The organism is Nocardioides sp. zg-1308 (genome assembly GCF_013155375.1).
GTDB classification, from domain to species: Bacteria; Actinomycetota; Actinomycetes; order Propionibacteriales; family Nocardioidaceae; genus Nocardioides; species Nocardioides renjunii.
The window spans coordinates 83,205-104,427 of the sequence record NZ_JABJQY010000002.1 but is presented as its reverse complement, the minus strand read 5'-3'; the positions used below and the strand labels follow the sequence as shown (position 1 = coordinate 104,427).

The 21,223-nt window shown below is 73.8% G+C and carries 23 protein-coding genes and 2 pseudogenes; 16 read left to right on the top strand and 9 right to left on the bottom strand.

Annotated elements, in window-relative coordinates; genetic code table 11:
* Nucleotides 1-3: 3 nt before the first annotated feature.
* From HN031_RS02215 to HN031_RS02200, 4 genes are read left to right on the top strand one after another with little or no spacing between them, the layout of a single operon-like run.
* Entirely contained in the window at nucleotides 4-1,041 is a 1,038-nt protein-coding gene (locus HN031_RS02215; protein ID WP_172271138.1) for an iron-siderophore ABC transporter substrate-binding protein, read from the top strand.
* Nucleotides 1,038-2,090: an iron ABC transporter permease gene (locus HN031_RS02210; RefSeq protein WP_172265755.1), complete on the top strand. Its 1,053-nt coding sequence runs from the start codon at nucleotides 1,038-1,040 to the stop codon at nucleotides 2,088-2,090. The genes HN031_RS02215 and HN031_RS02210 overlap by 4 nt, the downstream gene beginning before the upstream one ends.
* Entirely contained in the window at nucleotides 2,087-3,172 is a 1,086-nt protein-coding gene (locus tag HN031_RS02205) for a FecCD family ABC transporter permease (protein WP_367650629.1), read from the top strand. Before HN031_RS02210 ends, HN031_RS02205 begins: the two co-directional genes overlap by 4 nt.
* Nucleotides 3,169-4,035 carry an ABC transporter ATP-binding protein gene (locus tag HN031_RS02200; RefSeq protein ID WP_367650628.1) on the top strand — a complete coding sequence of 289 codons (867 nt, stop codon included), beginning with the start codon at nucleotides 3,169-3,171 and terminating at the stop codon, nucleotides 4,033-4,035. The genes HN031_RS02205 and HN031_RS02200 overlap by 4 nt, the downstream gene beginning before the upstream one ends.
* Nucleotides 4,036-4,143: 108 nt before the next feature.
* Here the strand turns inward: HN031_RS02200 and HN031_RS02195 are convergent, their stop codons facing one another.
* The 3 genes from HN031_RS02195 to HN031_RS02185 are packed head-to-tail and all read right to left on the bottom strand — an operon-like array spanning nucleotide 4,144 to nucleotide 5,817.
* The gene (locus HN031_RS02195) at nucleotides 4,144-4,818 is read right to left on the bottom strand and encodes a class I SAM-dependent methyltransferase (RefSeq protein ID WP_367650627.1); all 675 of its coding nucleotides are present in this window, start codon (nucleotides 4,816-4,818) and stop codon (nucleotides 4,144-4,146) included.
* Nucleotides 4,819-4,837: 19 nt separating this feature from the next.
* The gene (locus HN031_RS02190; protein ID WP_367650626.1) at nucleotides 4,838-5,404 is read right to left on the bottom strand and encodes a GNAT family N-acetyltransferase; all 567 of its coding nucleotides are present in this window, start codon (nucleotides 5,402-5,404) and stop codon (nucleotides 4,838-4,840) included.
* Nucleotides 5,401-5,817 (bottom strand): VOC family protein, encoded by a 417-nt coding sequence (locus HN031_RS02185; RefSeq protein ID WP_172265752.1) that lies wholly within the window; start codon nucleotides 5,815-5,817, stop codon nucleotides 5,401-5,403. Before HN031_RS02185 ends, HN031_RS02190 begins: the two co-directional genes overlap by 4 nt.
* Nucleotides 5,818-5,873: 56 nt before the next feature.
* Between HN031_RS02185 and HN031_RS02180 the strand changes: the two genes are divergently transcribed.
* On the top strand, nucleotides 5,874-6,281 hold the full coding sequence (locus HN031_RS02180; RefSeq protein WP_172265749.1) for a YccF domain-containing protein: 408 nt from the start codon (nucleotides 5,874-5,876) through the stop codon (nucleotides 6,279-6,281).
* Here HN031_RS02180 and HN031_RS02175 read toward each other — a convergent pair.
* From HN031_RS02175 to HN031_RS02160, 4 genes are read right to left on the bottom strand one after another with little or no spacing between them, the layout of a single operon-like run.
* The gene (locus HN031_RS02175; protein ID WP_172265746.1) at nucleotides 6,278-7,180 is read right to left on the bottom strand and encodes a pseudouridine-5'-phosphate glycosidase; all 903 of its coding nucleotides are present in this window, start codon (nucleotides 7,178-7,180) and stop codon (nucleotides 6,278-6,280) included. The genes HN031_RS02180 and HN031_RS02175 overlap by 4 nt on opposite strands.
* Nucleotides 7,181-8,095, bottom strand: coding sequence for a carbohydrate kinase family protein (locus tag HN031_RS02170; protein ID WP_216652017.1), 915 nt, complete (start codon nucleotides 8,093-8,095; stop codon nucleotides 7,181-7,183).
* Between the two features lie 22 nt (nucleotides 8,096-8,117).
* A complete protein-coding gene (locus HN031_RS02165) occupies nucleotides 8,118-9,323 on the bottom strand; it encodes an MFS transporter (RefSeq protein ID WP_172265743.1) in 1,206 nt (401 codons plus the stop codon).
* Nucleotides 9,310-9,642: a DUF3054 domain-containing protein gene (locus HN031_RS02160; RefSeq protein WP_172265740.1), complete on the bottom strand. Its 333-nt coding sequence runs from the start codon at nucleotides 9,640-9,642 to the stop codon at nucleotides 9,310-9,312. Before HN031_RS02160 ends, HN031_RS02165 begins: the two co-directional genes overlap by 14 nt.
* 37 nt (nucleotides 9,643-9,679) lie before the next feature.
* Here HN031_RS02160 and HN031_RS02155 point away from each other — a divergent pair, with 37 nt between their 5' ends.
* Nucleotides 9,680-11,002: a cytochrome P450 gene (locus HN031_RS02155; RefSeq protein WP_172265736.1), complete on the top strand. Its 1,323-nt coding sequence runs from the start codon at nucleotides 9,680-9,682 to the stop codon at nucleotides 11,000-11,002.
* 27 nt (nucleotides 11,003-11,029) lie between these two features.
* Nucleotides 11,030-12,079 carry a family 43 glycosylhydrolase gene (locus HN031_RS02150; RefSeq protein ID WP_172265733.1) on the top strand — a complete coding sequence of 350 codons (1,050 nt, stop codon included), beginning with the start codon at nucleotides 11,030-11,032 and terminating at the stop codon, nucleotides 12,077-12,079.
* A 39-nt stretch (nucleotides 12,080-12,118) separates the two neighbouring features.
* Here the strand turns inward: HN031_RS02150 and HN031_RS02145 are convergent, their stop codons facing one another.
* Nucleotides 12,119-13,345 carry a hypothetical protein gene (locus HN031_RS02145; RefSeq protein ID WP_172265730.1) on the bottom strand — a complete coding sequence of 409 codons (1,227 nt, stop codon included), beginning with the start codon at nucleotides 13,343-13,345 and terminating at the stop codon, nucleotides 12,119-12,121.
* A 229-nt stretch (nucleotides 13,346-13,574) separates the two neighbouring features.
* Here HN031_RS02145 and HN031_RS02140 point away from each other — a divergent pair, with 229 nt between their 5' ends.
* From HN031_RS02140 to HN031_RS02115, 6 genes are all read left to right on the top strand, one after another.
* Nucleotides 13,575-14,579, top strand: coding sequence for a hypothetical protein (locus tag HN031_RS02140; RefSeq protein ID WP_172265727.1), 1,005 nt, complete (start codon nucleotides 13,575-13,577; stop codon nucleotides 14,577-14,579).
* A gap of 89 nt (nucleotides 14,580-14,668) precedes the next feature.
* The gene (locus tag HN031_RS02135) at nucleotides 14,669-14,941 is read left to right on the top strand and encodes a hypothetical protein (RefSeq protein WP_322422925.1); all 273 of its coding nucleotides are present in this window, start codon (nucleotides 14,669-14,671) and stop codon (nucleotides 14,939-14,941) included.
* A 2-nt stretch (nucleotides 14,942-14,943) separates the two neighbouring features.
* A complete protein-coding gene (locus HN031_RS02130) occupies nucleotides 14,944-15,720 on the top strand; it encodes a M15 family metallopeptidase (protein ID WP_172265721.1) in 777 nt (258 codons plus the stop codon).
* Nucleotides 15,721-15,729: 9 nt separating this feature from the next.
* On the top strand, nucleotides 15,730-16,632 hold the full coding sequence (gene mshB / locus HN031_RS02125) for an N-acetyl-1-D-myo-inositol-2-amino-2-deoxy-alpha-D-glucopyranoside deacetylase (protein WP_172265718.1): 903 nt from the start codon (nucleotides 15,730-15,732) through the stop codon (nucleotides 16,630-16,632).
* Nucleotides 16,629-16,991, top strand: coding sequence for a hypothetical protein (locus HN031_RS02120; RefSeq protein WP_172265715.1), 363 nt, complete (start codon nucleotides 16,629-16,631; stop codon nucleotides 16,989-16,991). Before mshB ends, HN031_RS02120 begins: the two co-directional genes overlap by 4 nt.
* A 9-nt stretch (nucleotides 16,992-17,000) precedes the next feature.
* On the top strand, nucleotides 17,001-18,752 hold the full coding sequence (locus HN031_RS02115) for a VanW family protein (RefSeq protein ID WP_172265712.1): 1,752 nt from the start codon (nucleotides 17,001-17,003) through the stop codon (nucleotides 18,750-18,752).
* Nucleotides 18,753-18,772: 20 nt separating this feature from the next.
* Here the strand turns inward: HN031_RS02115 and HN031_RS02110 are convergent, their stop codons facing one another.
* Complete coding sequence (locus tag HN031_RS02110; protein ID WP_172265709.1) at nucleotides 18,773-19,705, bottom strand: N-acetyltransferase; 933 nt, start codon at nucleotides 19,703-19,705, stop codon at nucleotides 18,773-18,775.
* Nucleotides 19,706-19,779: 74 nt separating this feature from the next.
* Here HN031_RS02110 and fdxA point away from each other — a divergent pair, with 74 nt between their 5' ends.
* The 3 genes and pseudogenes from fdxA to dapC all read left to right on the top strand — a co-directional run.
* Nucleotides 19,780-20,106 (top strand): ferredoxin, encoded by a 327-nt coding sequence (gene fdxA, locus HN031_RS21230; RefSeq protein WP_056604759.1) that lies wholly within the window; start codon nucleotides 19,780-19,782, stop codon nucleotides 20,104-20,106.
* Nucleotides 20,090-20,161, top strand: a pseudogene (locus HN031_RS22125) (hypothetical protein); the annotation flags it as partial. The gene fdxA and the pseudogene HN031_RS22125, both read left to right, overlap by 17 nt.
* Nucleotides 20,127-21,221, top strand: a pseudogene (gene dapC, locus HN031_RS02100) (succinyldiaminopimelate transaminase); the annotation flags it as partial. The pseudogenes HN031_RS22125 and dapC, both read left to right, overlap by 35 nt.
* Between the last annotated feature and the right edge of the window lie 2 nt (nucleotides 21,222-21,223).

Below are 21,223 nucleotides of genomic sequence, written 5' to 3'. Positions count from 1 at the left end.
CCGATGAAGAAGCTGGCGGCACCGGCCGCAGCGGTCCTGCTCTCCCTCAGCCTCGCCGCGTGCGGCGACGAGGCGGCCTCCGACGACACGGCCTCCGGCGACGGCGGCTCCAGCGCCGCCGCGTGGGAGCCCGTCACCATCACGCACGCCTACGGCGAGACCGTGATCGAGGAGAAGCCCGAGCGCGTCGCCACGATCGACTTCGCCAATCAGGAGGTGCCCCTGGCCCTCGGCGTCGTGCCCGTCGGCATGTCCGAGATGACGTGGGGCGACGACGACGGCGACGGCGTCCAGCCGTGGACCGAGGAGAAGCTCGAGGAGCTCGGCGCCGAGACCCCGGTGCTCTTCGACGAGACCGACGGCTACGACTTCGAGGCCATCGCCGGCACCGAGCCCGACGTCATCCTCGCCGGCTACTCCGGGATGACGGAGGACGACTACGACACGCTGAGCGAGATCGCTCCCGTCGTCGCCTTCCCGGACGACCCGTGGGCGACCGAGTGGCGCGACTCGCTCATGCAGAACGCCCGCGGCCTCGGCATGGAGGAGGAGGGCGAGCAGCTCGTCGCCGACGTCGAGCAGTCGATCGAGGACGCCGTCGCCGCGCACCCCGAGCTCGAGGGTGCCACCGGCATGTTCCTCACCCACGTCGACCCGGCCGACCTCAGCGAGGTCAACTTCTACAGCGCCGCCGACACGCGCTCGAAGTACCTCACCGACCTCGGCATGGAGATCGCGCCGAGCGTCGTCGAGGCCACCGGCGACAGCGGTGACTACGCCGGCTCGATCAGCGCCGAGCGCGCGGACGAGCTGGCCGACGCCGACGTGATCATCACCTACGGCGGCGACGAGCTCATCGACGCGCTCGAGGGCGACCCGGTCCTGTCCCAGCTCCCGGCGGTGAAGAACAAGGCCATCGTCAACCTCGACGGCACCAAGCCGATCGGCACGGGCGCCAACCCGACGCCGCTGTCCGTGCCCTACCTCGTCGAGGAGTACGTCGGCCTGCTCGCCGAGGCAGCCGCCTACACCACCGAGTGAGCACCACCGCCCCGGCCACCCGTACGCCCGTCGGGCCCGCTGCACCCCTGCAGCCGACCCGGCGGGCGCGCGGTGCGTGGCTGCTCGCCTCCGTCGCGGTGCTGGTCGTGGCGTGCGCTGCCTCGGTCGTCCTCGGGTCCCGCGACGTCGGCTGGGCCGACATCTGGGCCGGCCTGACGGGCGACACCGACGGCTTCGCCCAGGCAGCAGTCGCCAAGCGCGTCCCCCGTACGGCCCTCGCCGTCGTGGCGGGCGCCGCGCTCGCCGTGTGCGGGCTGGTCCTGCAGGGCATCACCCGCAACCCGCTCGCGGACCCCGGCATCCTCGGGGTCAACGCCGGAGCGTCCCTCGCGGTAGCGGTCGGCATCGCCTGGTTCGGGCTGTCGACGGCCACCGGCTACATCTGGGTCGCCATCCTCGGGGCCGCCGTGACCTCCCTCTTCGTGTGGACCATCGGCTCGCTCGGGCGGGGCGGGACGACACCCCTCAAGCTGACCCTCGCCGGCGCCGCGACCACCGCGGCGCTCACGTCGTTCATCACCGCCGTGGTCCTGCCGCGCCCGGACATCTCCGAGAACGTCGTCTCGTGGCAGATCGGCGGCGTGGGCGGTGCCACCGACGACAAGCTGTGGCAGGTGGCACCGTTCCTCCTCGCCGGCGGCCTGCTATGCGCCTGGTGCTCGCGCGGCCTCGACATGCTGGGCCTCGGCGACGAGCTCGCCGCCGGGCTGGGTGAGCAGGTGGCGCGCACGCGGCTGCTGGCCGCGGTGGGCGCGGTGACGCTCGCCGGGGCGACCACGGCCGTGACGGGTCCGATCGCGTTCGTCGGGCTCGTCGTCCCGCACTTCTTCCGGATCCTGATCGGCGTCGACCACCGGTGGCTCATGCCCTTCAGCGCCGTCGGCGGCGCCGTCCTGCTCGTGGTGGCCGACGTCCTGGGCCGGGTGGTCGCACCGCCGTCGGAGGTCGACGTCGGCATCATCACCGCCATCGTCGGCGGTCCCGTCTTCATCGCCGCCGTCCGGCGGGGCCGGGTGCGCGAGCTGTGAGCGCGCCGCAGAGCACCGACCAGCGACCCCCCGGGCTGGCCGACCCGGCGCCCGCCGTGCTCGACCGCGTCCGCGCGGGTCGACGGGCGCGACGGCGTCGGCGTGCCACGGCGATCGGCGTGCTGGCAGCGCTCGTCGCGGCGGCGTACGCCGGCAGCCTGATGCTCGGCCCCACCGTCTACCCGCCCTCCGACGTCCTCGCAGTGGTCCTCGGGCAGGAACCGCCGGGGGCCCAGTTCGTCGTCGGCCGCCTGCGCCTGCCGCGCGCGTCGCTGGCCGTGCTCGTCGGGCTGGCCTTCGGCCTCGCCGGCGCCACCTTCCAGACGCTGCTGCGCAACCCGCTCGCAAGCCCCGACATCATCGGCGTCACCGAGGGCGCGAGCGCCGCGGCCGCGGTGGCGATCGTGAGCTTCTCGCTCAGCGGGCTGCTCGTCTCGTGGCTGGCGGTCGCCGCCGGGATCGGGGTCGCCCTGACCATCTACCTGCTGGCCTACCGCCGCGGGGTCGCCGCCGGCACCCGCTTCGTCCTCATCGGCATCGGCGTCGCCCTGATGATGCAGAGCGTCATCTCCTGGCAGCTCGAGCGCGCCCGCAACTTCGAGCTCGCCGAGGCGATGCGGTGGCTGACCGGCAGCCTCAACGGCGCCCTGTGGCGCGACAACCTGCTCGTCCTGGCCGCGCTGCTGGTGCTCGGGACGGCGATCCTCCTGCAGGCCAGGAGCCTGGACGCCTCGCAGCTCGGCGACGACACCGCGTCCGCCCTGGGCGTCCGCGTCGAGCGGCTCCGACTGCTGGCCATCGTCTCGGCCGTGGGCCTGGTCTGCTTCGCGACGGCGGCGTCCGGGCCCATCGCGTTCCTCGCGTTCCTCTGCGGGCCCATCGCGGCGAGGATCGTCGGGCCGCGCGGCTCGTTGCTCGTGCCGGCGGCGCTGGTCGGCGCGCTGCTCACCCTCGTCGCGGACTTCGTCGGGCAGCACGCCTTCGGCACCCGCATGCCCGTCGGTGTCGTCACCGGCATCCTCGGGGCGCCCTACCTGATCTACCTCATCGTCCGCGTCAACCGAGTCGGAGGCACCGTGTGAGCCCGTCGACAGCTGTCCCGCCCCGCCTGGAGATCTCCGGGCTCACGCTCGGCTACGGCGACCGCGAGGTCATCCACGGCCTCGACCTCGTCATCGCGCCGGGGGAGGTGACCGCCATCGTGGGTCCCAACGCGTGCGGCAAGTCCACCCTGCTGCGGTCGATGACCCGCCTGCTGCCGCCGCGCGCGGGCCGGGTCGTCCTCGACGGGGAGTCGGTGCACGCCATGCCCGCCAAGCAGCTCGCCCGACGCCTCGGCCTGCTGCCGCAGTCGCCCATCGCGCCGGAGGGCATCACCGTCGGCGACCTGGTCGGTCGCGGACGCCACCCCCACCAGCGGGCGTTCGCCCGGTGGTCGGCGGCCGACGACCGCGCGGTCGCGGCGGCGCTCGAGGCGACCGACACCGCCGAGCTCGTCGACCGGGCCGTCGACGAGCTCTCCGGCGGCCAGCGCCAGCGGGTCTGGATCGCGATGGCCCTGGCCCAGGAGTCGGAGGTCCTGCTCCTCGACGAGCCCACGACCTTCCTCGACGTCAGCCACCAGGTGGAGGTGCTCGACCTGCTCACCGACCTCAACCGGGCCAAGGGCACGACCATCGTCATGGTCCTGCACGACCTCAACCTCGCGGCCCGCTACGCCGACCACCTCGTCGCCCTGCAGGACGGACGGCTGTACGCCGCCGGCCACCCGCGCGACGTGCTCGTGCCGGACCTCGTGGAGGACGTCTTCGGCCTGTCGAGCACGATCATCGACGACCCGGTGTCGGGCCGCCCCCTGATGATCCCCATCGGCCGGCACGGCGTCCTGGCCCAGCGCGGCGGGTCCACCGACCGGCGGATCGACAGGCCGCGGGGTGGGTACTGACGACCACGGCCGCAGTGGGGCAGGCGGCTCAGGCCCCGCCGGCTCCCCCCCCCCGTGGTTGGCGGGGCCGTTGCCCGCCCTGCACCGGTCGCCGGTGGAGGTCCCGCCTCAGGACGGCCTGGTCCACTCGATCGTGTGCCGGAAGGCCAGGCGGTGCCGCATCGTCGCACCCGGCATCGCGGCCGTGACGTGACCGTGGAGCTCGTCGTACGTCATCGTCGGCTCCTGCACCGGGTAGGGCGGGGGCCGGACACCCTCGCGCGCCGGCCACGGGTGGAGCACGAAGCCGATCGCCGGGTTCGTCATGATCGACGCGGCGTCCCAGACGTGGTCGGTCACGCTCTGCGACTGCGCCAGCCCGACCGCCAGGAACCGTCCCCCCGGCGCGAGGAGCTCGCGCACCTCGGCGAGGGCCGTCGGGACGTCGAGGTGGTGCAGGACGGCGACCATCGTGACCAGGTCGAAGGGACCCCGCACGTCGGTCCACGCACCGTCCTCGACGGAGACGTTGGCCGCGCCGCGACAGCGCGCGGCGGCCTCGCGCGCCATGGCCGGGTCGGCGTCGTTGCCCACGACGCGACCGAAGTGCGGTGCCAGTGCGGCCACCAGCCCGCCCTGGCCACAACCGACGTCCAGGGCGGCTCGGCGCTGCTCGGGGAGGTTCGCGAGGATCCAGCCGTGGAACCAGTCGTTGTGGCTCCACGGGTGTCGCGCGTTGAGGCGCGCCACCGCGGTCGACACGGAGCCGCCCGCCCACGTCCTCGCCCATCCCCGGAACGCCACGGGGCGAGTCTGCCGCAGGTCAGCGGCCCGCCCGCGACCGCCACTCGTCCTCGAGCATCGCGAAGACGAGCTGGGTGGCCCACTCGCCCTTGAAGTGCACCCCGTCGACCATCCGGCCCTCCTGGCGGAACCCGAGGCGACCGAGCAGGCGCGCGGAGGCGTCGTTGCCCTCGATCACCACGGCGCAGATGCGGTGGAACCCGAGGTCGTCGAACCCGAGGCGCAGCATCGCGGTGGCCGCCTCGGCGGCGTAGCCCTGTCCCTGGTGGTCGCGGCCGAACGCGAAGCCGACCTCGCCCTGGCGGTCCGAGGCCCACTTGAGCAGCACCTCGCCGATGACCCGACGACTCGCGCGGTGCTCGACCGCGAGCACCAGCCACTGGCCGGGAGCCTCGAGCTCGGTCTGCGTCAGCTTCACCCGCAGCGTCTCCTCGGTCGCGGCGCGGTCGCGCACCGGCCACGGCACGTGGCGTACGACGTCGGGGTCGCCGTGGAACCGGGCGAGGTCGTCGAGGTCGTCCATCCGGTGCGGGCGCAGCAGCAGCCGCTCCGTCCCGATCGGCAGCTCCGGGCTCAGCCCGGTCACAGGGAGAAGTACCCGTCGGCGAGGCTCCGCAGCACGCAGAACTCGTTGCCCTCGGGATCGGCCAGCACGACCCAGCTCTCGTCCCCGGTCTGGCCGACGTCGGCATGGGTCGCGCCGAGCGCCAGCAGCCGCTCGACCTCCTCGTCGCGGGAGCGGTCGACGGGGGAGAGGTCGAGGTGCATCCGGTTCTTCACCACCTTGTCCTCCGGCACCGCGGCCAGGAACATCGTCGGCGGCACCGGTCCGGACCGCACGGCGTCGAGCAGCGCCTGGTCGCTGGCCCGGTCGGGGCCGATCTCCACGAGCCCCGGCTCCCGGTCGAGGACCACCCAGTCCAGCGCCGCCGTCCAGAAGCCGGCGAGCAGCTCGGGGTCGTGGCAGTCGAGCGAGATCTCGGTCAGTCGGGAGGCCATGGCCCGATCCAAGCACGAGCCGGCCACTGCGCGCCCCGGTCTGGTTTGATCAGGTGGTGCGCCTGGTGCTGAACGTCGTGTGGCTCGTCCTCGGCGGCTTCTGGCTGTTCCTCGGCTACGTCCTGGCGGGCGTGCTGCTGTGCATCCCGATCATCACGATCCCGTGGGCGGTGGCGTCCTTCCGGATCGCGGGCTACGCCCTGTGGCCCTTCGGCCGCACGATCGTCGCGAAGCCGTCGGCCGGCGTCGGCTCCTTCCTCGGCAACGTGATCTGGTTCGTCCTCGCCGGCTGGTGGCTGGCGATCGCCCACGTCGTGTCCGCGGTCGCGCTGGCGATCACGATCATCGGCATCCCGCTCGCCCTCGCAGACCTGAAGCTGATCCCCATCTCGCTCGCACCGCTGGGCAAGGACATCGTGCCGACCCGCCGTGGCGACTTCGACGGCGCCGGCACCCGGCCCTAGCGGGCGGCGTGCTCCCGCGCGATCGCGGCGCCGAGCCGCGCGTTGTGCTCGACGAGCGCGATGTTGGCGACCAGCGAGGCGCCGTCGGTGATCTCGACGATGCGACCCAGCAGGTAGGGCGTGGCGTCCTTGCCGCGGATGCCCCGGGCGTCCATGTCGGCGAGCGCGCGGTCGATGATCGCGCCGATCTCGTCGGCCGGGATCTCCGCCTCGGCGGGGATGGGGTTGGCGACGACCACGCCGCCGGCCAGTCCCAGCTCCCACTTCGCGGCCATGAGGGCGGCGACCTCGGCGGGGGAGTCGAGCCGCATGGGGGCGCCGAACCCCGAGGAGCGCGAGTAGAACGACGGGAACTCGTCGGTGCCGTAGCCGATCACCGGGACGCCCAGCGTCTCGAGCTTCTCGAGCGTGAGGCCGATGTCGAGGATGCTCTTCACGCCGGCGCAGACGACCGCGACGGAGGTGGTCGAGAGCTCGGTGAGGTCGGCGGAGACGTCGTACGTCGTCGCGGCGCCGCGGTGGACGCCGCCCAGCCCGCCGGTCACGAAGACGCCGATGCCGGCGAGGGCCGCCAGGCGCATCGTCGAGGCGACGGTCGTCGCGCCGTGCAGCCCGCGGGCGACGACGTAGGGCAGGTCGCGGAGGGAGACCTTGAGGACCGAGTCGTCCGAGGCGAGCAGCTCGAGGTCGTCGGCGGACAGGCCGATCGTGGGCCGGCCGTGCAGCACGGCGATCGTGGCCGGGACGGCCCCGCCGTCGCGGACGATGCCCTCGACGGTGCGCGCCATCTCCACGTTCTGCGGGTAGGGCATGCCGTGGCTGATGATCGTGCTCTCCAGCGCGACGACCGGCTGCCCGGACGCGAGCGCGTCGCGGACCTCGTCGGTGACGGTCAGCATTCAGGACCCCTTCTCGGATGCGTGGTGACGGACGGTCCCGATGGCGTCGGCGAGGTCGGGACGGACGGTGTGCGGGCTCTCGACGGTCGCCGCGGCGGCCAGGTGGCCCACCCGGGCCGCGGCGACGGGGTCGTCGCCCCGCAGCCAGGCCGCGACCCACGCGGCGAGCATGGCGTCGCCCGCGCCGGTCACGTCGACGACGGACGCCGGCGCGGCCGGCAGGTGCACCGGCTCCCCGCCGCGTGTGCACATCCACGAGCCGGCCGCCCCGTCGCGCAGCCACACGTGCTCGACCCCGCGCCGGTGCAGGTCGTCGACGGAGTCGCGCCACGCGTGCGCGGGGCGACCGGTGAGGGCTGCCAGCTCGTCGGCGTTCGGGGTGACGAGGAACAGGTCGTGCACGAGGTCTGCGAGCCGGCCGGCCTTGGCGACCGAGACCGGCTCGAACGCGAGCGGCACCCCGGCCTCCGCAGCGGCGGCGACGACGCGGGTGGCCTGCGGCAGCGCGAGGTTGCCGTCGAGGACGACCAGCGCGGCGTCGGCGAGGTGGACGGTGTCGAGCTCGAGCGCGTCGACGGTCGCCATGTCGGACACCGCCGCCACCAGCTCGCCGCGGTCGTCGAGGACCGCGGTGTAGGTGCCGGTCGCGCCCAGCACGCGTCGTACGGCGCCCACGTCGGCGCCGCAGGCGGCGGTCACCCGCAGCGCCTCCTCACCGAACGCGTCGTCGCCGACGGCCGACACCAGGCGCACCGGGGCGCCGAGCAGGCCGAGGCAGGCGGCGATGTTGCGGCCCACGCCGCCGGGGGAGATGCGCGTGCGGCCGGGGTTGCTGGTCGCCCGCACGAGCGGGGCCGAGGTGCGCGCGACGACGTCCATGTTGGTTCCGCCGACGACCACCACCCACTGCTTCACGCCGCAGATCCTGACAGACCGCTCAGATCTCGTCGTCGACGTACGTCGGGCTGGCCACGCGCAGTCCCGCGAGGGTCAGCGGCACCGACGTGAGCGCCAGCAACACGATCACCAGCTGCCAGTCCCCGGTGGCCTCGTGGATGAGTCCCACGACGAACGGCCCGATCGCCGCGAGGGCGTAGCCGATGGGCTGCACGAAGCCGGACAGCTGCGCGGTCACCGACGGGTGCCGGGTGCGTGCGGTGATGAGCGCGATCGCGGTCGGGAACGCCAGCCCCGACAGGCCGAGCAGCAGCGCCCACAGCCACGGGACGGTGGCCGGGGCGACCAGCAGCCCGGCGTAGCCGAGCGCGAGCATCACGCCGAAGGCGATCATCAGGGCGTGCAGGCCCCGGCTGCGCGCGATGACGGTCGGCATCACCAGGGCGCCGGCGATCCCGACGCTCGAGAGCAGCGCCTGCAGGGCGCCCGCGGACGACGCGGAGATGCCGGCGTCGCGGTAGATCTGGGGCAGCCAGCCGAACTGGACGTAGGCGTGCATCGACTGCACGCCGAACAGGACGGTGAGCGCGACGGCCGTCGGCGAGTGCGCGATCCGACCGCTCGGCGCGGCCTCCCCACTGACGTCGTGCTCGGCGGGGGAGCGTCGCTCACGCAGTGCCAGCCAGCCCCAGAGCGGCAGGGCCAGCGCCACCATGAGCCCCCACATGCCGAGCCCGGTCTTCCACGAGCCGGACGCCTCGGTGACGGGCGCGGTGACGAGCGAGCCCACCGTGCCGCCCACGACGAGGCCGGTGCCGTAGACGGTCATCAGCACGACCGCGTGGCCGTGGGCCTTGATCCAGGCCGGGACGAGCACGTTGCCGACGGCCATGCCCGCGAGCGCGACCAGGGTGAAGAGGAGGAAGACCGGTACGTCGTCGGTGGCGACCCGCAGCAGCAGCCCGACCGTGGCGGCGGTGAGCCCGATCGCGATCGCGGCCGTCATCCCGACCCGCCGCGCGAAGCCCACGGCGAGCGCGCCGACCAGGCCGAAGCAGAGGCCCGGCAGCCCGGTCATCGCGCCGGCGACGCCGGCGCTCATGCCCAGGCCCTCGCGCACCTCCTCCAGCACGGGGCCGGGCGAGGAGGCACCCGGGCGCAGGTTGACCGAGACGAGGACGACGGCGACGAGGAGGATGCCGAAGGGGACTGCGGAGCTGCGGGGTCGGGCATCAGCGTCGGGCACGTGCACCGACTCTAGGCAGCACGAGCAGGGCGCCGAGGACGAGGGTCGCCACGACGACGAACGCCGTGGCGGTGCCCTGGCCGCTCGCCTGGCGCAGCAGCATCCCGACCACCAGCGCCCCGAGCCACACCACGACGCCCGAGGTCGGTGCCGCCGGCGGCCGTCGCGCCACCGTCAGCGCCGCCCAGGCGACGAGCGTCCCGACGAGGAACGGCCACGCGGTGGTCCACCAGCCGCCGGCCGTCAGCGTGCCGTAGTGGCTGAGCCGACCGACCACCGCGAAGACGCCGACGAGCAGGAGGTCGACCACGAGCCACATGCGCCCACCCTAGAGAGGTCCGGACTACCCTCCGTCCATGACCTCGATCGCCGACCTGCAGGTCGCCCACGAGGTCAGGTCGGGCGTCCACTGGGGAGTGGCGCACGGGCTGCCGACGGTGTTCCTGCGTCGCGCCGCCGACCGCGGCGACCTGCAGGCCCGCCTCATCCGGGTCGGCTCGCGCGGCAGCGACGAGGTCTTCGACCTCGTCGAGGAGATCCGCACGCACGGACCGGTCTACCGCTCGCGCATCGGCTTCGTCACGACCAGCCACGCCGCGGTGCGCCACGTGCTCACCAGCGACGACTTCCGCACCGGCCTGCCGACGAGCAGCGGGACGCTCGGCCGGGTCGCGCGCTGGTCCGCGCCGAGGACGCTGCACCCCGTCGAGCCGCCGTCGCTGCTCGTCACCGAGCCGCCCGACCACACGCGCTACCGCCGCCTGGTGACCCGCGTGTTCACCATGCGGGCGGTGGAGCGGCTGCGCGAGCGCACCGAGGAGATCGCCGCCGACCTGCTCGACGCGCTCGAGCCGCGCGCGACGGGCGTCGTCGACCTCGTGGAGACCTACTGCGCCGTCCTGCCGGTCACCGTCATCGCCGAGATCCTGGGGGTTCCCGAGGCGGAGCGCGGCCAGGTGCTCGAGTTCGGCTCCGCCGCCGCGCCCAGCCTCGACCTCGGCCTCGGGTTCCGCCGCTACCGCTCGGTCACGCGCGCGCTGGCGCAGTTCGACGCGTGGCTCGGCCAGCACCTCGAGCGGCTGCGCCGCACCCCGGGCGACGACCTGCTGAGCGAGCTCGTCGCCGCGCGCGACGACGGGAAGGGACTGGACGAGTCAGAGCTCAAGGCGACCGCCGGCCTCGTGCTGGCGGCGGGGTTCGAGACCACGGTCAACCTCCTCGGCAACGGCATCGCGCTGCTGCACGACCACCCCGACGAGCGCGCCCGCGTCGTCGCCGACCCGTCGTTGTGGACCAACGTCGTCGAGGAGGCGCTGCGCCTCGACCCGCCGGTCCTGCTGACCGGCCGGATGACGGTCCGCGACACCGAGCTCGCCGGAGAGCGGGTGCCGGCGCGGTCGATGGTCACCGCCATCCTCGGTGGGGCCAACCGCGACCCCGAGGTCTTCGCCGACCCGCTGCGCTTCGACGTGGCCCGCGCCAACGCCCGCGAGCACATCTCCTTCTCCGCCGGCCGGCACCACTGCCTCGGCGCCCAGCTGGCCCGGATGGAGGGCGAGGTCGGGCTGCGAGCGATCTGGGAGCGCTTCCCGGACCTGCGCCTCGAGCCCGGCGCCCGGCGTCGCGAGACCCGCATCCTGCGCGGCTTCGAGACGCTTCCCGTGACGTTGCGCCCCTGAGGGAGCCCGAGCAGGTACGGTCCCCCGGTGCCGATCCGGGGAGCAGTACGCCTGCTCGTGCTGCTGCTGACCGCCGTCACCCTCGCCGTCGCCGGGCCGGCGCTCGCCGAGGACGCGGTCCCGCGACCGGTGCTCGACGTCGACTTCCCCGACCCCGCGGTCGTCGCGACCCCCGGCGGGCTGGTGGCCTACGCCACCGGCGACCGGGTCCCGCACGCCTGGTCGAGGAGCGCGGACGGCCCGTGGCGCCGCGGCCCCAGCCTGCTGACCCACCGCCCGGACTGGTCGCGTGAGGGAGGCGTGTGGGCCGTCGACGTGGCTCGGGTCCGCGGCCGCTGGCTCCTCTACTACGCCACCCCCGTGCGCGGCATGGGCGAGCACGGGCGCTGCATCGGCGTCGCGCGGTCCGGCTCGGCCCGCGGGCCGTTCCGCCCGGTCGGGAGCGCGCCGCTCGTGTGCCCGTCGTACGCCGACACGCCGCCCGCGCAGGACCCGCTCCTGCCGCGCGACCCGACGCTCCCGCGCGCCGGCGTGATCGACCCCTCGCTGTTCCGCGACCCCGACGGGTCGACGTACCTGCTCTACAAGACCGACCGCATCCCCTCGACCATCCGGCTGGTGCAGCTGACCCGCGACGGCCAGTCGGTGCGCACCGGCGCGACGAGCGTGGAGGTGCTGCGCTCGGAGGGCGTGATCGAGAACCCGGTCCTGGCCGCGCGGCCGGAGGGCTACGTCATGCTCGCCTCGGAGGGCGACTGGACCCGGTGCAGCTACAGCACCCGCTGGCTGCGCTCGACGAGCCTGCTCGACTGGAGCCTCGCCGAGACCGGCGTGCTGCTCGACACCGCGACGACCGGGCTCTGCGGTCCCGGCGGCGCCGACCTGGTCGACGTGGCCGGCGGCGCGACCACCATGTTCCTGCACGGGTGGACGTGCCGGGGCACCGCGCTGCCCTGCGCGGGCACGGGCAAGTGGGACCACAAGCCGCGGATGCAGGGCCGGCGCGCGATGTACGGCGCGCGGGTCGAGTGGGTCGGCGGCCTGCCCTACGTCACCGAGTGGCACAGCCCGGGCTGACCCTCGCCGGCCGCGTCGGCCTCGTCGGCCTCGTCGGGGTCAGTCGAAGAAGGACCGGTCCATCGACACGATGAAGCGGCGCCGCGGGTGCTCGGTGACCGACCACAGCCGGTCCGTCGAGGGCCAGTAGGACAGGTCCTCCGGTCCCATCGGCAGCGCCCACCGGCGCTCGCGCATCGACCCCGGCCGCCCGGACCACACGGACCCGGGCATCCACGGTCCGTGGGAGACGGTGACGTGGTAGCGCCCCGACGCGATGACGGCGCCCTGCATCTGCCGCACTCCGCCCTCGTCGACGGCGATCGGGCGGGAGAACCCGTCGTCGCCCACGGCGAGCTGCCACGTCTCCGGGTCGAGGTGGTAGCGCGCCAGCCGGGTCGTGGCGTCGCGCTTGAGGGCGTACTCGCCCGCGAGCAGCGCCGGCGGGTCCGATCGCCGGTCCAGCGACATGAAGGAGTAGCGCAGCTTCTCGTGGCCCTCGTCGGCGTGCGCCTGGTAGGTGAAGCGCACCGGCAGGACGTAACGGTGGCCGAAGGAGCGGAGGGCGGTGCCCTCGATGCCCAGCTCGTCGGGGTGGTCGTCGTCGCCGGCCACCCGCATGATGTCGTCGACGCGCGCGGTGACGAACCCGCGGCCGGTGGCGGCGACGTGCAGGTAGGGCCCGGCCCACACGATCCCGCCGGCGTGGATGCTCGTGGGTCGGAGGGTGAGGTTGCCGGCCTTGTCGAAGACCGGCGAGACCAGCAGGACGTGGCGGTACGTGCCGGAGTCGAGGTCCACGAAGCTCACCCGCGACCCGCGCTTGATGCCGTCCTTGCCGGTCGAGTACCACGTCGTCACGACGACGCGGCGGCCGTCGATGTCGCCCGTGTCCGAGGCATCGGCGCTGGTCGAGATGCCCTGCGGGTACCACTGCAGGTCGCGCTCGTCGTAGGCGTCCCAGCGCCACGCCTCGCGCACCGCCCGGCCGAGCAGCCTCGGCACGACCCGCGCCCGGCGGACGTCGTACTTCAGGTCGTCGAGGAGACCGGCCAGCCCCGGCGGCTCGCCGGTGATCGCCGTCAACGCGGCGATCTCCCGGACGTTCTCGTCGGTGCGCTGCAGGTGCACGCCCTGGACGTACGGCACCTCGGAGGCCGTCGGGCGTGCCTGCGGGTGGTCCGTCGGGGCGTCCGTCGGGTGGTCCGTCGGGTCCTCCGGCCCGTCGTTTGCCGGGTCCTCCGGGAGGTCTGCGGGCTCGGGCGGGGTGTCGCCTTCGGATCGCATGTCGCGACCCTAGCCAGCGGGCGGTCCGCCCCTGGCCCTCCCTGCGGGTGTCCGTCGGGGTAGTCCCCATCAAGCGGGTCGCCCGCAGGGCCTCCGAGCAGCCCGATTGATGGGGACTATCCCGGGGTGGAGGACCGCCAGGCGTCCACAGGACGTCGCCCCGCCCGCTCGTCCACAACCTCGCGCCGCGGGCCCAGCGGTGGCCAGCTTGCACGGCTGTGCTCGTCGCATGGACGAGCACCGGTGGTCCCCGCGTACGCCCCGCGCGACGGACCTCGTCCGCCCGCTCCGCGTCGATGTCCGCGGGGTGTCCGGCCCGACGAAGTCGCAGGCTCGGGGTCCGAGGTGGCGGCAGACGTCCGCCGGGATGTACGTCCCGGCCGACACCGACGGCTCTCACGTCGAGCAGCGCATCCTCGAGCAGGGCAGCCGCATCCGGATGCACGGCGCCGTCACGGGGTGGGCGGCCCTCCGCTGGCGGGGAGCGACGTTCTTCGACGGCACCGCAGCAGCCGACGAGCTGTTGCCGGTCCCCGTGGTGGTGGGCCACGGACTGCTCCGACCCGACCCGCGGATCTCGATCAGCTGGGAGCAGCTGCCGCCGGGCGAGCGCGAGGTCGTCGACGGCGTGTGGACCGCCGTGGCCGAACGAGCGCTCTTCGACGAGGTCCGCCGCCACCGCATCCCTCGGCAGGCGGTCGTCGACATCGAGATGGCCATCGTTGCTCGCGAGGTGAGCGCCGGCGGCTTCAGGGCGTACGTCGCCTCCCGCAACGCGTGGACCGGCGTCGGGCTGGCGCGGGACGTGGCCGCCGTGGCGGGACTCGGGTGCTGGAGTCCGCAGGAGGTGCGGATGGTCCTCGCCTGGATGTGGGACGCCGACCTGCCGCGTCCGCTGTGCAACACGCCGGTGTTCGACCTCGACGGGAACCTCCTGGCCATCCCCGATTTGTTCGACGAGATGGGCTGCGCGGGGGAGTACCAGGGCGCCGATCACAAGGACGGCCAACGACATCGCCAGGACGTCGCCCGGCACGAGCGACTCCGCACGGCGGGCATCGAGGTCTTCGAGGTGGTGGGCGGCGACCTCCTCGACACGGACCTCGTGGTCACACGGATGCGAGCCGCCCGCGAGCGATGCCTGCTCCTGCCGCCGGACCGCCGACGGTGGACGCTCGAGAGGCCCGCGTGGTGGGAGCCGTGGGCCCGTGCGCGCGGGCTCGAGTCGTTGTAGTCCCCATCGTTCGGGTCGTCGGCGGGTGTCCGGCACGACTCGATTGATGGGGACTACCGGGTGGGAGGGGGTGGTGGAGAATGGCCCCCGTGAGGGCCATCTTCTTCGACGAGGACGACGCACGGGCTGCCGTGGCGCGGCTGAGGGCCGACGGCTTCGAGGCGCAGCTGGAGCGCGAGCGGCTGGCGGGGGAGGACGACGACGAGGACCACCCCTGGGCCATCACCAGCGACGCACCGGGCTTCATGCTCGAGGTGCTCGTCGACACCCACGACGGGTGGCTCGACGAGGAGCCCGCCCCCGAGCAGCCGGTGGCGCCGCTCGACCTGCCTGACGCGCCCCGCCGCATCAAGCGGGCCTGACCGTGGGCCACCGTGCCGCCGGCATGGTCGTCGCGGTGGTCGTGACGGCGCTGATGGTGGGCTGCTCGGCCGGCGCCGACACCACCGCGCCGGCGCGGTCGGCGCCCGGCGAGCAGGCCGGCGAGCAGGCCGGCGAGCCGGCCGGTGGCGGCGCCCCTGCGGCCGACCCGGCGCCACTGCGGCAGCCCGACCCCTTCGACCTCACGCGCCACTCGATCGACGACCCCCGCAGCCCCTGGGTCGTGGTCAACCAGCGGCGTCCCCTGCGCCCGGCCACGCACCGGCCCGAGCTGGCGGTCGTCGAGGGCTACCTCGTCCACCCGCGCGTCGTACGTCCGCTCGCCGCGCTGCTCGGCGCCGGCCGTCGCGCTGCGCTGGACCTGCGCGTGATGAGCGCCTACCGGTCCCACGGACGGCAGGCCCAGCTGTACGCCGGCGCGGTGGCCGCCCGCGGGGCCGAGCGGGCCGCGCGGACCACGGCGCCCGCCGGCCACTCCGAGCACCAGACCGGCCTCGCCGTCGACCTGGGCCGGGCCTCGACGGGCGAGTGCAACGTCCAGGCGTGCTTCGCGAGGACGCGCGAGGCCCGCTGGCTGCGGCGCCACGCGCACCGGTTCGGCTTCGTCCTGCGCTACCCGGCCAGGGGTCAGCGGATGACCGGCTACGCCCACGAGAGCTGGCACTTCCGTCACGTCGGCCGGCCGCTCGCCACCCACCTGCGTCGCGAGCGGATACCGACGCTGGAGGACGCGTTCGGCCTTGTCGGAGCCGGCTCTTAGTCTGGAGCCATGACCGACCACCGCATGCTGCTCGTCCACGCCCATCCCGACGACGAGTGCATCAACAACGGCGCCACGATGGCGCGCTACGTCGACGAGGGTGTCGGCGTCACCCTCGTCACCTGCACGGCCGGCGAGATGGGCGAGGTGCTGGTGCCCGAGCTGGCCCACCTCGCCTACGAGGAGAAGGGCGGGCTCGGTGAGCACCGCCGCGGCGAGCTCGACGAGGCGATGGAGGTCCTCGGCGTCACCGACCACCGCTTCCTCGGCGGCTTCGGCCGCTTCCACGACTCCGGCATGGAGTGGCACGAGGACGGCCACGCGATCCCGTCCGAGACGCTCCCCGACAACGCCTTCTGGACCGCCGACCTCAACGCGGCCGCCGACGAGCTCGTCAAGGTCGTGCGCGAGGTGCGCCCGCAGGTGCTGGTGACCTACGACCAGTTCGGCGGCTACGGCCACCCCGACCACATCCAGGCCCACCGCGTCGCGATGTACGCCGCCCAGCTGGCCGCGGCCCCGTCCTACAAGCTGGAGCTCGGCGAGCCCCACGACGTCGCGAAGATCTACTGGACCGCGATGAGCGAGTCGCGGATGCGCGAGAGCCTGCGCCAGCTGCGCGCGTCCGGTGACACCGAGACCTTCAAGGGGATGGAGCCCGACGGCAAGCTGCCGCCATTCGTCACGCCCGACGAGCTGATCAGCGCGCGGGTCGACGGCCGCGCCACCGTGCAGCGCAAGATGGACGCCCTGGCCAAGCACGCCACCCAGGTGGAGCCCGACGGGTCGTTCTTCTCCGGCGCGGAGAGCGGCCACTCGTGGTGGGCCGAGGAGTTCTACCGCCTGGTCAAGGGCACCGCGGGACCCGCCGGCGCCGACGGGTTCGAGGAGGACCTCTTCGCCGGTCTGTGACGACGCTGCTGGCCGCCCTGCGGGTGGCGGGCGCGCTGGTCGTCGGCGTCGTGTCGGGGGTGGCCGGGACCCTGCTCCACCAGCTCTGGTGGGGGCTGGCGCTCGCGCTGGTCGCCGCACTGGTGGCACTGGCCTGGCTGCCACCCGGAGAGACGCGGGTCGGCTTCGCGCTCGGGTGGTGCACACCCGTCCTGCGGGGTGCGCTCGAACGCCCGGCGGGCGGGTTCCTCGTCGGGGCAGACGCCGCGGGCTGGTCGTTCCTCGCCGGCTCGGCCGTCCTGCTCGTGGCCGCGCTGGCGACCGTCGGGTCGGGTCGCGCACGCGCCGACGATCCGGGGGATCCGGGGTCGGCCACCTAAACTCGCGGCGTGCCGAAGAACCCGAAGACCACCGACGGACCCCGCGACAAGGCGGGCGCCAAGGTCGTCGGCTGGCTGCTCGTCGGGCTCGTCGTCATCTTCGGCGGCCTCTACGTGGCGGCCCACTACGTCGCCGGCGACAAGGTCCCGCGCAACACCACCGTGTCCGGCGTACGCATCGGCGGGCACCCGCAGGACGAGGCGGCCGACCGGCTGCGCGCCGGGCTCGCCGACAAGGTCGACCGCGAGATCGCGACCACGATCGAGGGCGAGCAGGTCGCCGTCGTCCCGTCCGAGGCCGGTCTCGGCGTCGACTACGACGCGTCCGTCGCCGAGGCGGGCGGCGAGGAGAGCTGGGACCCGGTCCGGCTCTGGAACTACTTCACCGGCGGCGACGACTTCGAGGCGGAGGTGACCGTCGACGACGCCGCCTACAACGCCTACCGGGCCCGCCTCGACGAGCAGCACGGCACCCCGGCCCGCGACGGCGCCATCGCCTTCGACGGCGCCGAGATCAGCACGACCGAGGCCCGTACGGGCTCGGCGCTCGACCCGAGCGACACGTTGACCGCGCTGCGCGAGGCCTACCTCGACGACGCCCCCGGCACCGTCGCGCTCGAGATGGCGGAGGTGGTGCCCCAGGTCGACGCGAGCGACGTCCGGGAGGCGCTCGACGGCTTCGCCTCGCCCGCGGTGGCCGCCCCGGTGACGCTGCGGTTCGAGGGGTCCGACGTCAAGGTCTTCCCCGCGGACTACACCGCCGCGCTCAGTCTGGTGCCGACCGACGGCGAGCTCGTCCCGACGCTGGACGGCGCCGCGCTCAGCGAGGTGGTCGACGGCCTCGTCACCGCCGGCGCCCCGGTCGACGCGAGCGTCGCCCTGGTCGGCGGCCGGCCGCAGGTCGTCCCGGCCAGGCCCGGCGTCACGTTCGACCGGGCGCAGCTCGAGGCCGGCTTCCTCGACACCGTCGCCAAGCCGCAGGGCCAGCGCACGCTGACGCTCGACGCCACCGCGGCGCAGCCCGACTTCACGACCAAGGACGCCCGGGACCTCCAGGTGCGCGAGCGGGTGGCGAGCTTCACCACCTACTTCCCCTACGCCGAGTACCGCAACATCAACATCGGCCGGGCCGCGGAGATCATCGACGGCACGCTCCTCAAGCCGGGCGAGACGTTCTCGCTCAACGACACGGTGGGGGAGCGCACGGAGGCCAACGGGTTCACCAAGGGCTACGTCATCAGCGACGGCATCCTCGTCCAGGACCTCGGCGGCGGCGTCTCGCAGATGGCCACCACCCTCTTCAACGCGATGTTCTTCTCCGGTCTCGAGGACGTCGAGCACAAGCCGCACTCGTTCTACATCGACCGCTACCCCGTCGGTCGGGAGGCCACGGTGGCCTGGGGTGCCGTCGACCTGCGCTTCAGGAACGACACCCCCTACGGCGTGCTCATCGACACCAACGTGACGCCGTCCACCCCGTCGTCCTCGGGCGTGGTCACCGCGACGATGTACTCCACCAAGTACTGGGACATCACCACCACGACCGGCGAGCGCTACAACATCACGCAGCCCGCGACGCGGCGGATCGACTCCCTCACCTGCCACCCCAACGAGGGCTACGGCGGCTTCGACATCGACGTCGTGCGCTACTTCGAGCCGGTCAACGGCAACACCGAGTCCCGCGAGGACGAGGTGTTCAGCACGACGTACACCCCGAGCGACACGGTGATCTGCACCAACCCCGACGCCGTCGACGAGTAGCCGGGCTGCTCCGACCAGGGTCAGCGCCCGACGAGGTAGCGGTTCGTGTGGTGCGTGACGAAGCCGTGGCGCGCGTAGAGCGCCAGCGCCGGCTCGTTGGCGACCTCGACGTGCAGCATCGCCGTCCGGGCGCCCTGCGAGGCGCCCCAGTCGAGCAGCTCGACCAGCACGCCGCTCGCGAGCCCGCGCCGCCTGTGGCCCTCGTCCACCGCCAGCCCCTCGACCAGCAGCCAGTCGTCCGTCAGCACGCCGGTCCCGGTGGCACGACCTCCCGCCAGCCTGACGCTGACCCGGTCCGCGGTCTCGTCGAGCTCGGCGTCGGCCTCCGGCGCCACCGCCCGCAGTGACCTCAGCGCCTGCGCGACCGGCGCCAGCTGCGCGTGGGCATCGCCGTCCCCCATCGGCGTGAAGCCCAAGGTGGCGAGCTTCTGCTCCACCGCCGACCCGAGCTGCACCTGGATCAACGGCGTCTGCTCGAGGCCGTCGTAGAACCGCCGTACGCCCCATGCCGCGTCGACCCAGCCGATGCCCGGCTCGTCCATGGCCAACGCCGAGTTGCCGCGGCGGCGCAGCCTCCCGCCGTGCGGAGGGGAGGCGCGCAGCAGCCACGACCCGAGCGGCTCCGTCGTCGTGGAGGCCCACAGGGCGGCGATCCGCTCCTCGCACTCGCGCGCGCCCACCCGCGCCCGCACCGACGCGCGGGGCGGGACCGGCTTGCCGGTGACGACGTCGGCCAGCGCGACGACGACCGGGCCGGCGCCGGCGTGCGGGCCGTCGCGCTCGATCGTCAGCGTGCCCGCGCCCCACGCCGTACAGGTCCCGAGGACGTCGGTCGCGCGGCCGTCCGGGAGCAGGTGGCGGACCACGATCCGCTGCCCGACGACGTGCGGTCCGAGGGTGTGGCCACGCACGGCGGTCTCGGCTGCTGTCTCGCCTGCACGGGGTTCTGACATGTCCGGCACCCACCGGATACTAGAGTGGAGCGACACGTTCCCCATCCGTGCCCAGCCGTCTTCAGGAGGACCTGGTGACCTACGTCATCGCCCAGCCGTGCGTCGACCTCAAGGACCGCGCGTGCGTCGATGAGTGCCCCGTCGACTGCATCTACGAGGGCAAGCGGATGCTCTACATCCACCCCGACGAGTGCGTCGACTGCGGCGCCTGCGAGCCCGTGTGCCCGGTCGAGGCCATCTTCTACGAGGACGACACCCCGGAGGAGTGGAAGGGCTACTACGACGCCAACGTCCACTTCTTCGACGACCTCGGCTCGCCCGGCGGTGCCGCCAAGATGGGCGTCATCGACAAGGACCACGAGCTCGTCGCCGCGCTGCCCCCGCAGGAGCACGACGAGTGATCCCGTCCCAGGCGAGGGGGCCGGTCTCCGGCCGGCTCCCGGACTTCCCCTGGGACAAGCTCACGGCGCACGCCACCACGGCTCGCGCGCACCCCGACGGGGTGTGCGACCTGTCAGTCGGCACGCCGGTCGACCCCACGCCCGAGGTGGTGCAGGCAGCGCTGCGGGCGGCCGCTGACTCGCCGGGCTACCCGACGACGATCGGCCTCGAGGCGTCGCGCCGGGCGGCGGTGGACTGGCTGTCGCGACGCCACGGCGTCACCGGGCTCGGCCTCGACGGCGTGCTGCCGGTCACCGGGTCCAAGGAGCTCATCGCCTCGATGGCGCTCCAGCTCGGCATCGGCGCCGGCGACCTCGTCGGCTACCCGGCGCTGGCCTACCCGACGTACGAGGTGGGCGCGGCGCTGGCCGGTGCCGACAGCCTCGCCACCGACTCGCTGACCGCGTTCGGGCCGCGCACGCCGCGGCTGCTGTGGATCAACAGCCCGGCCAACCCGTCCGGCCGCGTCCTGCCGCTCGAGCACCTGCGCAAGGTCGTGGAGTGGTGCCGCGAGCGCGGCACCGTGCTGGTCTCCGACGAGTGCTACATCGAGTGCGCGTGGGAGGGCGACCAGCCGCTGTCGGTCCTCGACCCGCAGGTCAACGGCGGCTCGCTCGACGGGATCCTCGCCGTGCACTCGCTGTCGAAGCGGTCCAACCTCGCCGGTTACCGCTGCGCCTTGGTCGCCGGCGACCCGGCCCTGGTGGGCGAGCTGCTCGCGGTCCGCAAGAACCTCGGCCTGCAGATGCCCGGCCCGCAGCAGCGGGCGATGGCCGCGGCGCTCGACGACGACGAGCACGTGGCGGAGCAGCACGCCCGCTACGCCGCCCGGCGCCTGGTGCTCAAGGACGCGCTGCGGTCCGCGGGCTTCCGCATCGACCACTCCGAGGCGTCGCTCTACCTGTGGGCGACCCGCGACGAGGACTGCTGGAGCACGGTCGCCGACCTGGCCGGGAAGGGCGTCCTGGTCGCGCCCGGGGAGTTCTACGGAGCGGCCGGTCGGCGGCACGTACGCGTCGCCTTCACCGCCACCGACGAGCGCGTGGCGGCCGCGGCCGCCCGGCTCACGGTCTGAGG

Excerpts from the sequence above, each read along its gene's own strand:
- HN031_RS02185 (WP_172265752.1), bottom strand. The coding sequence starts at position 5,817 with ATGGCCTCCCGACTGACCGAGATCTCGCTCGACTGCCACGACCCCGAG.
- HN031_RS02155 (WP_172265736.1), top strand. The coding sequence starts at position 9,680 with ATGACCTCGATCGCCGACCTGCAGGTCGCCCACGAGGTCAGGTCGGGC.
- HN031_RS02110 (WP_172265709.1), bottom strand. The coding sequence starts at position 19,705 with ATGTCAGAACCCCGTGCAGGCGAGACAGCAGCCGAGACCGCCGTGCGT.
- mshB (WP_172265718.1), top strand. The coding sequence starts at position 15,730 with ATGACCGACCACCGCATGCTGCTCGTCCACGCCCATCCCGACGACGAG.
- HN031_RS02145 (WP_172265730.1), bottom strand. The coding sequence starts at position 13,345 with ATGCGATCCGAAGGCGACACCCCGCCCGAGCCCGCAGACCTCCCGGAG.
- HN031_RS02175 (WP_172265746.1), bottom strand. The coding sequence starts at position 7,180 with ATGCTGACCGTCACCGACGAGGTCCGCGACGCGCTCGCGTCCGGGCAG.
- HN031_RS02215 (WP_172271138.1), top strand. The coding sequence starts at position 4 with ATGAAGAAGCTGGCGGCACCGGCCGCAGCGGTCCTGCTCTCCCTCAGC.
- HN031_RS02160 (WP_172265740.1), bottom strand. The coding sequence starts at position 9,642 with ATGTGGCTCGTGGTCGACCTCCTGCTCGTCGGCGTCTTCGCGGTGGTC.
- HN031_RS02140 (WP_172265727.1), top strand. The coding sequence starts at position 13,575 with ATGGACGAGCACCGGTGGTCCCCGCGTACGCCCCGCGCGACGGACCTC.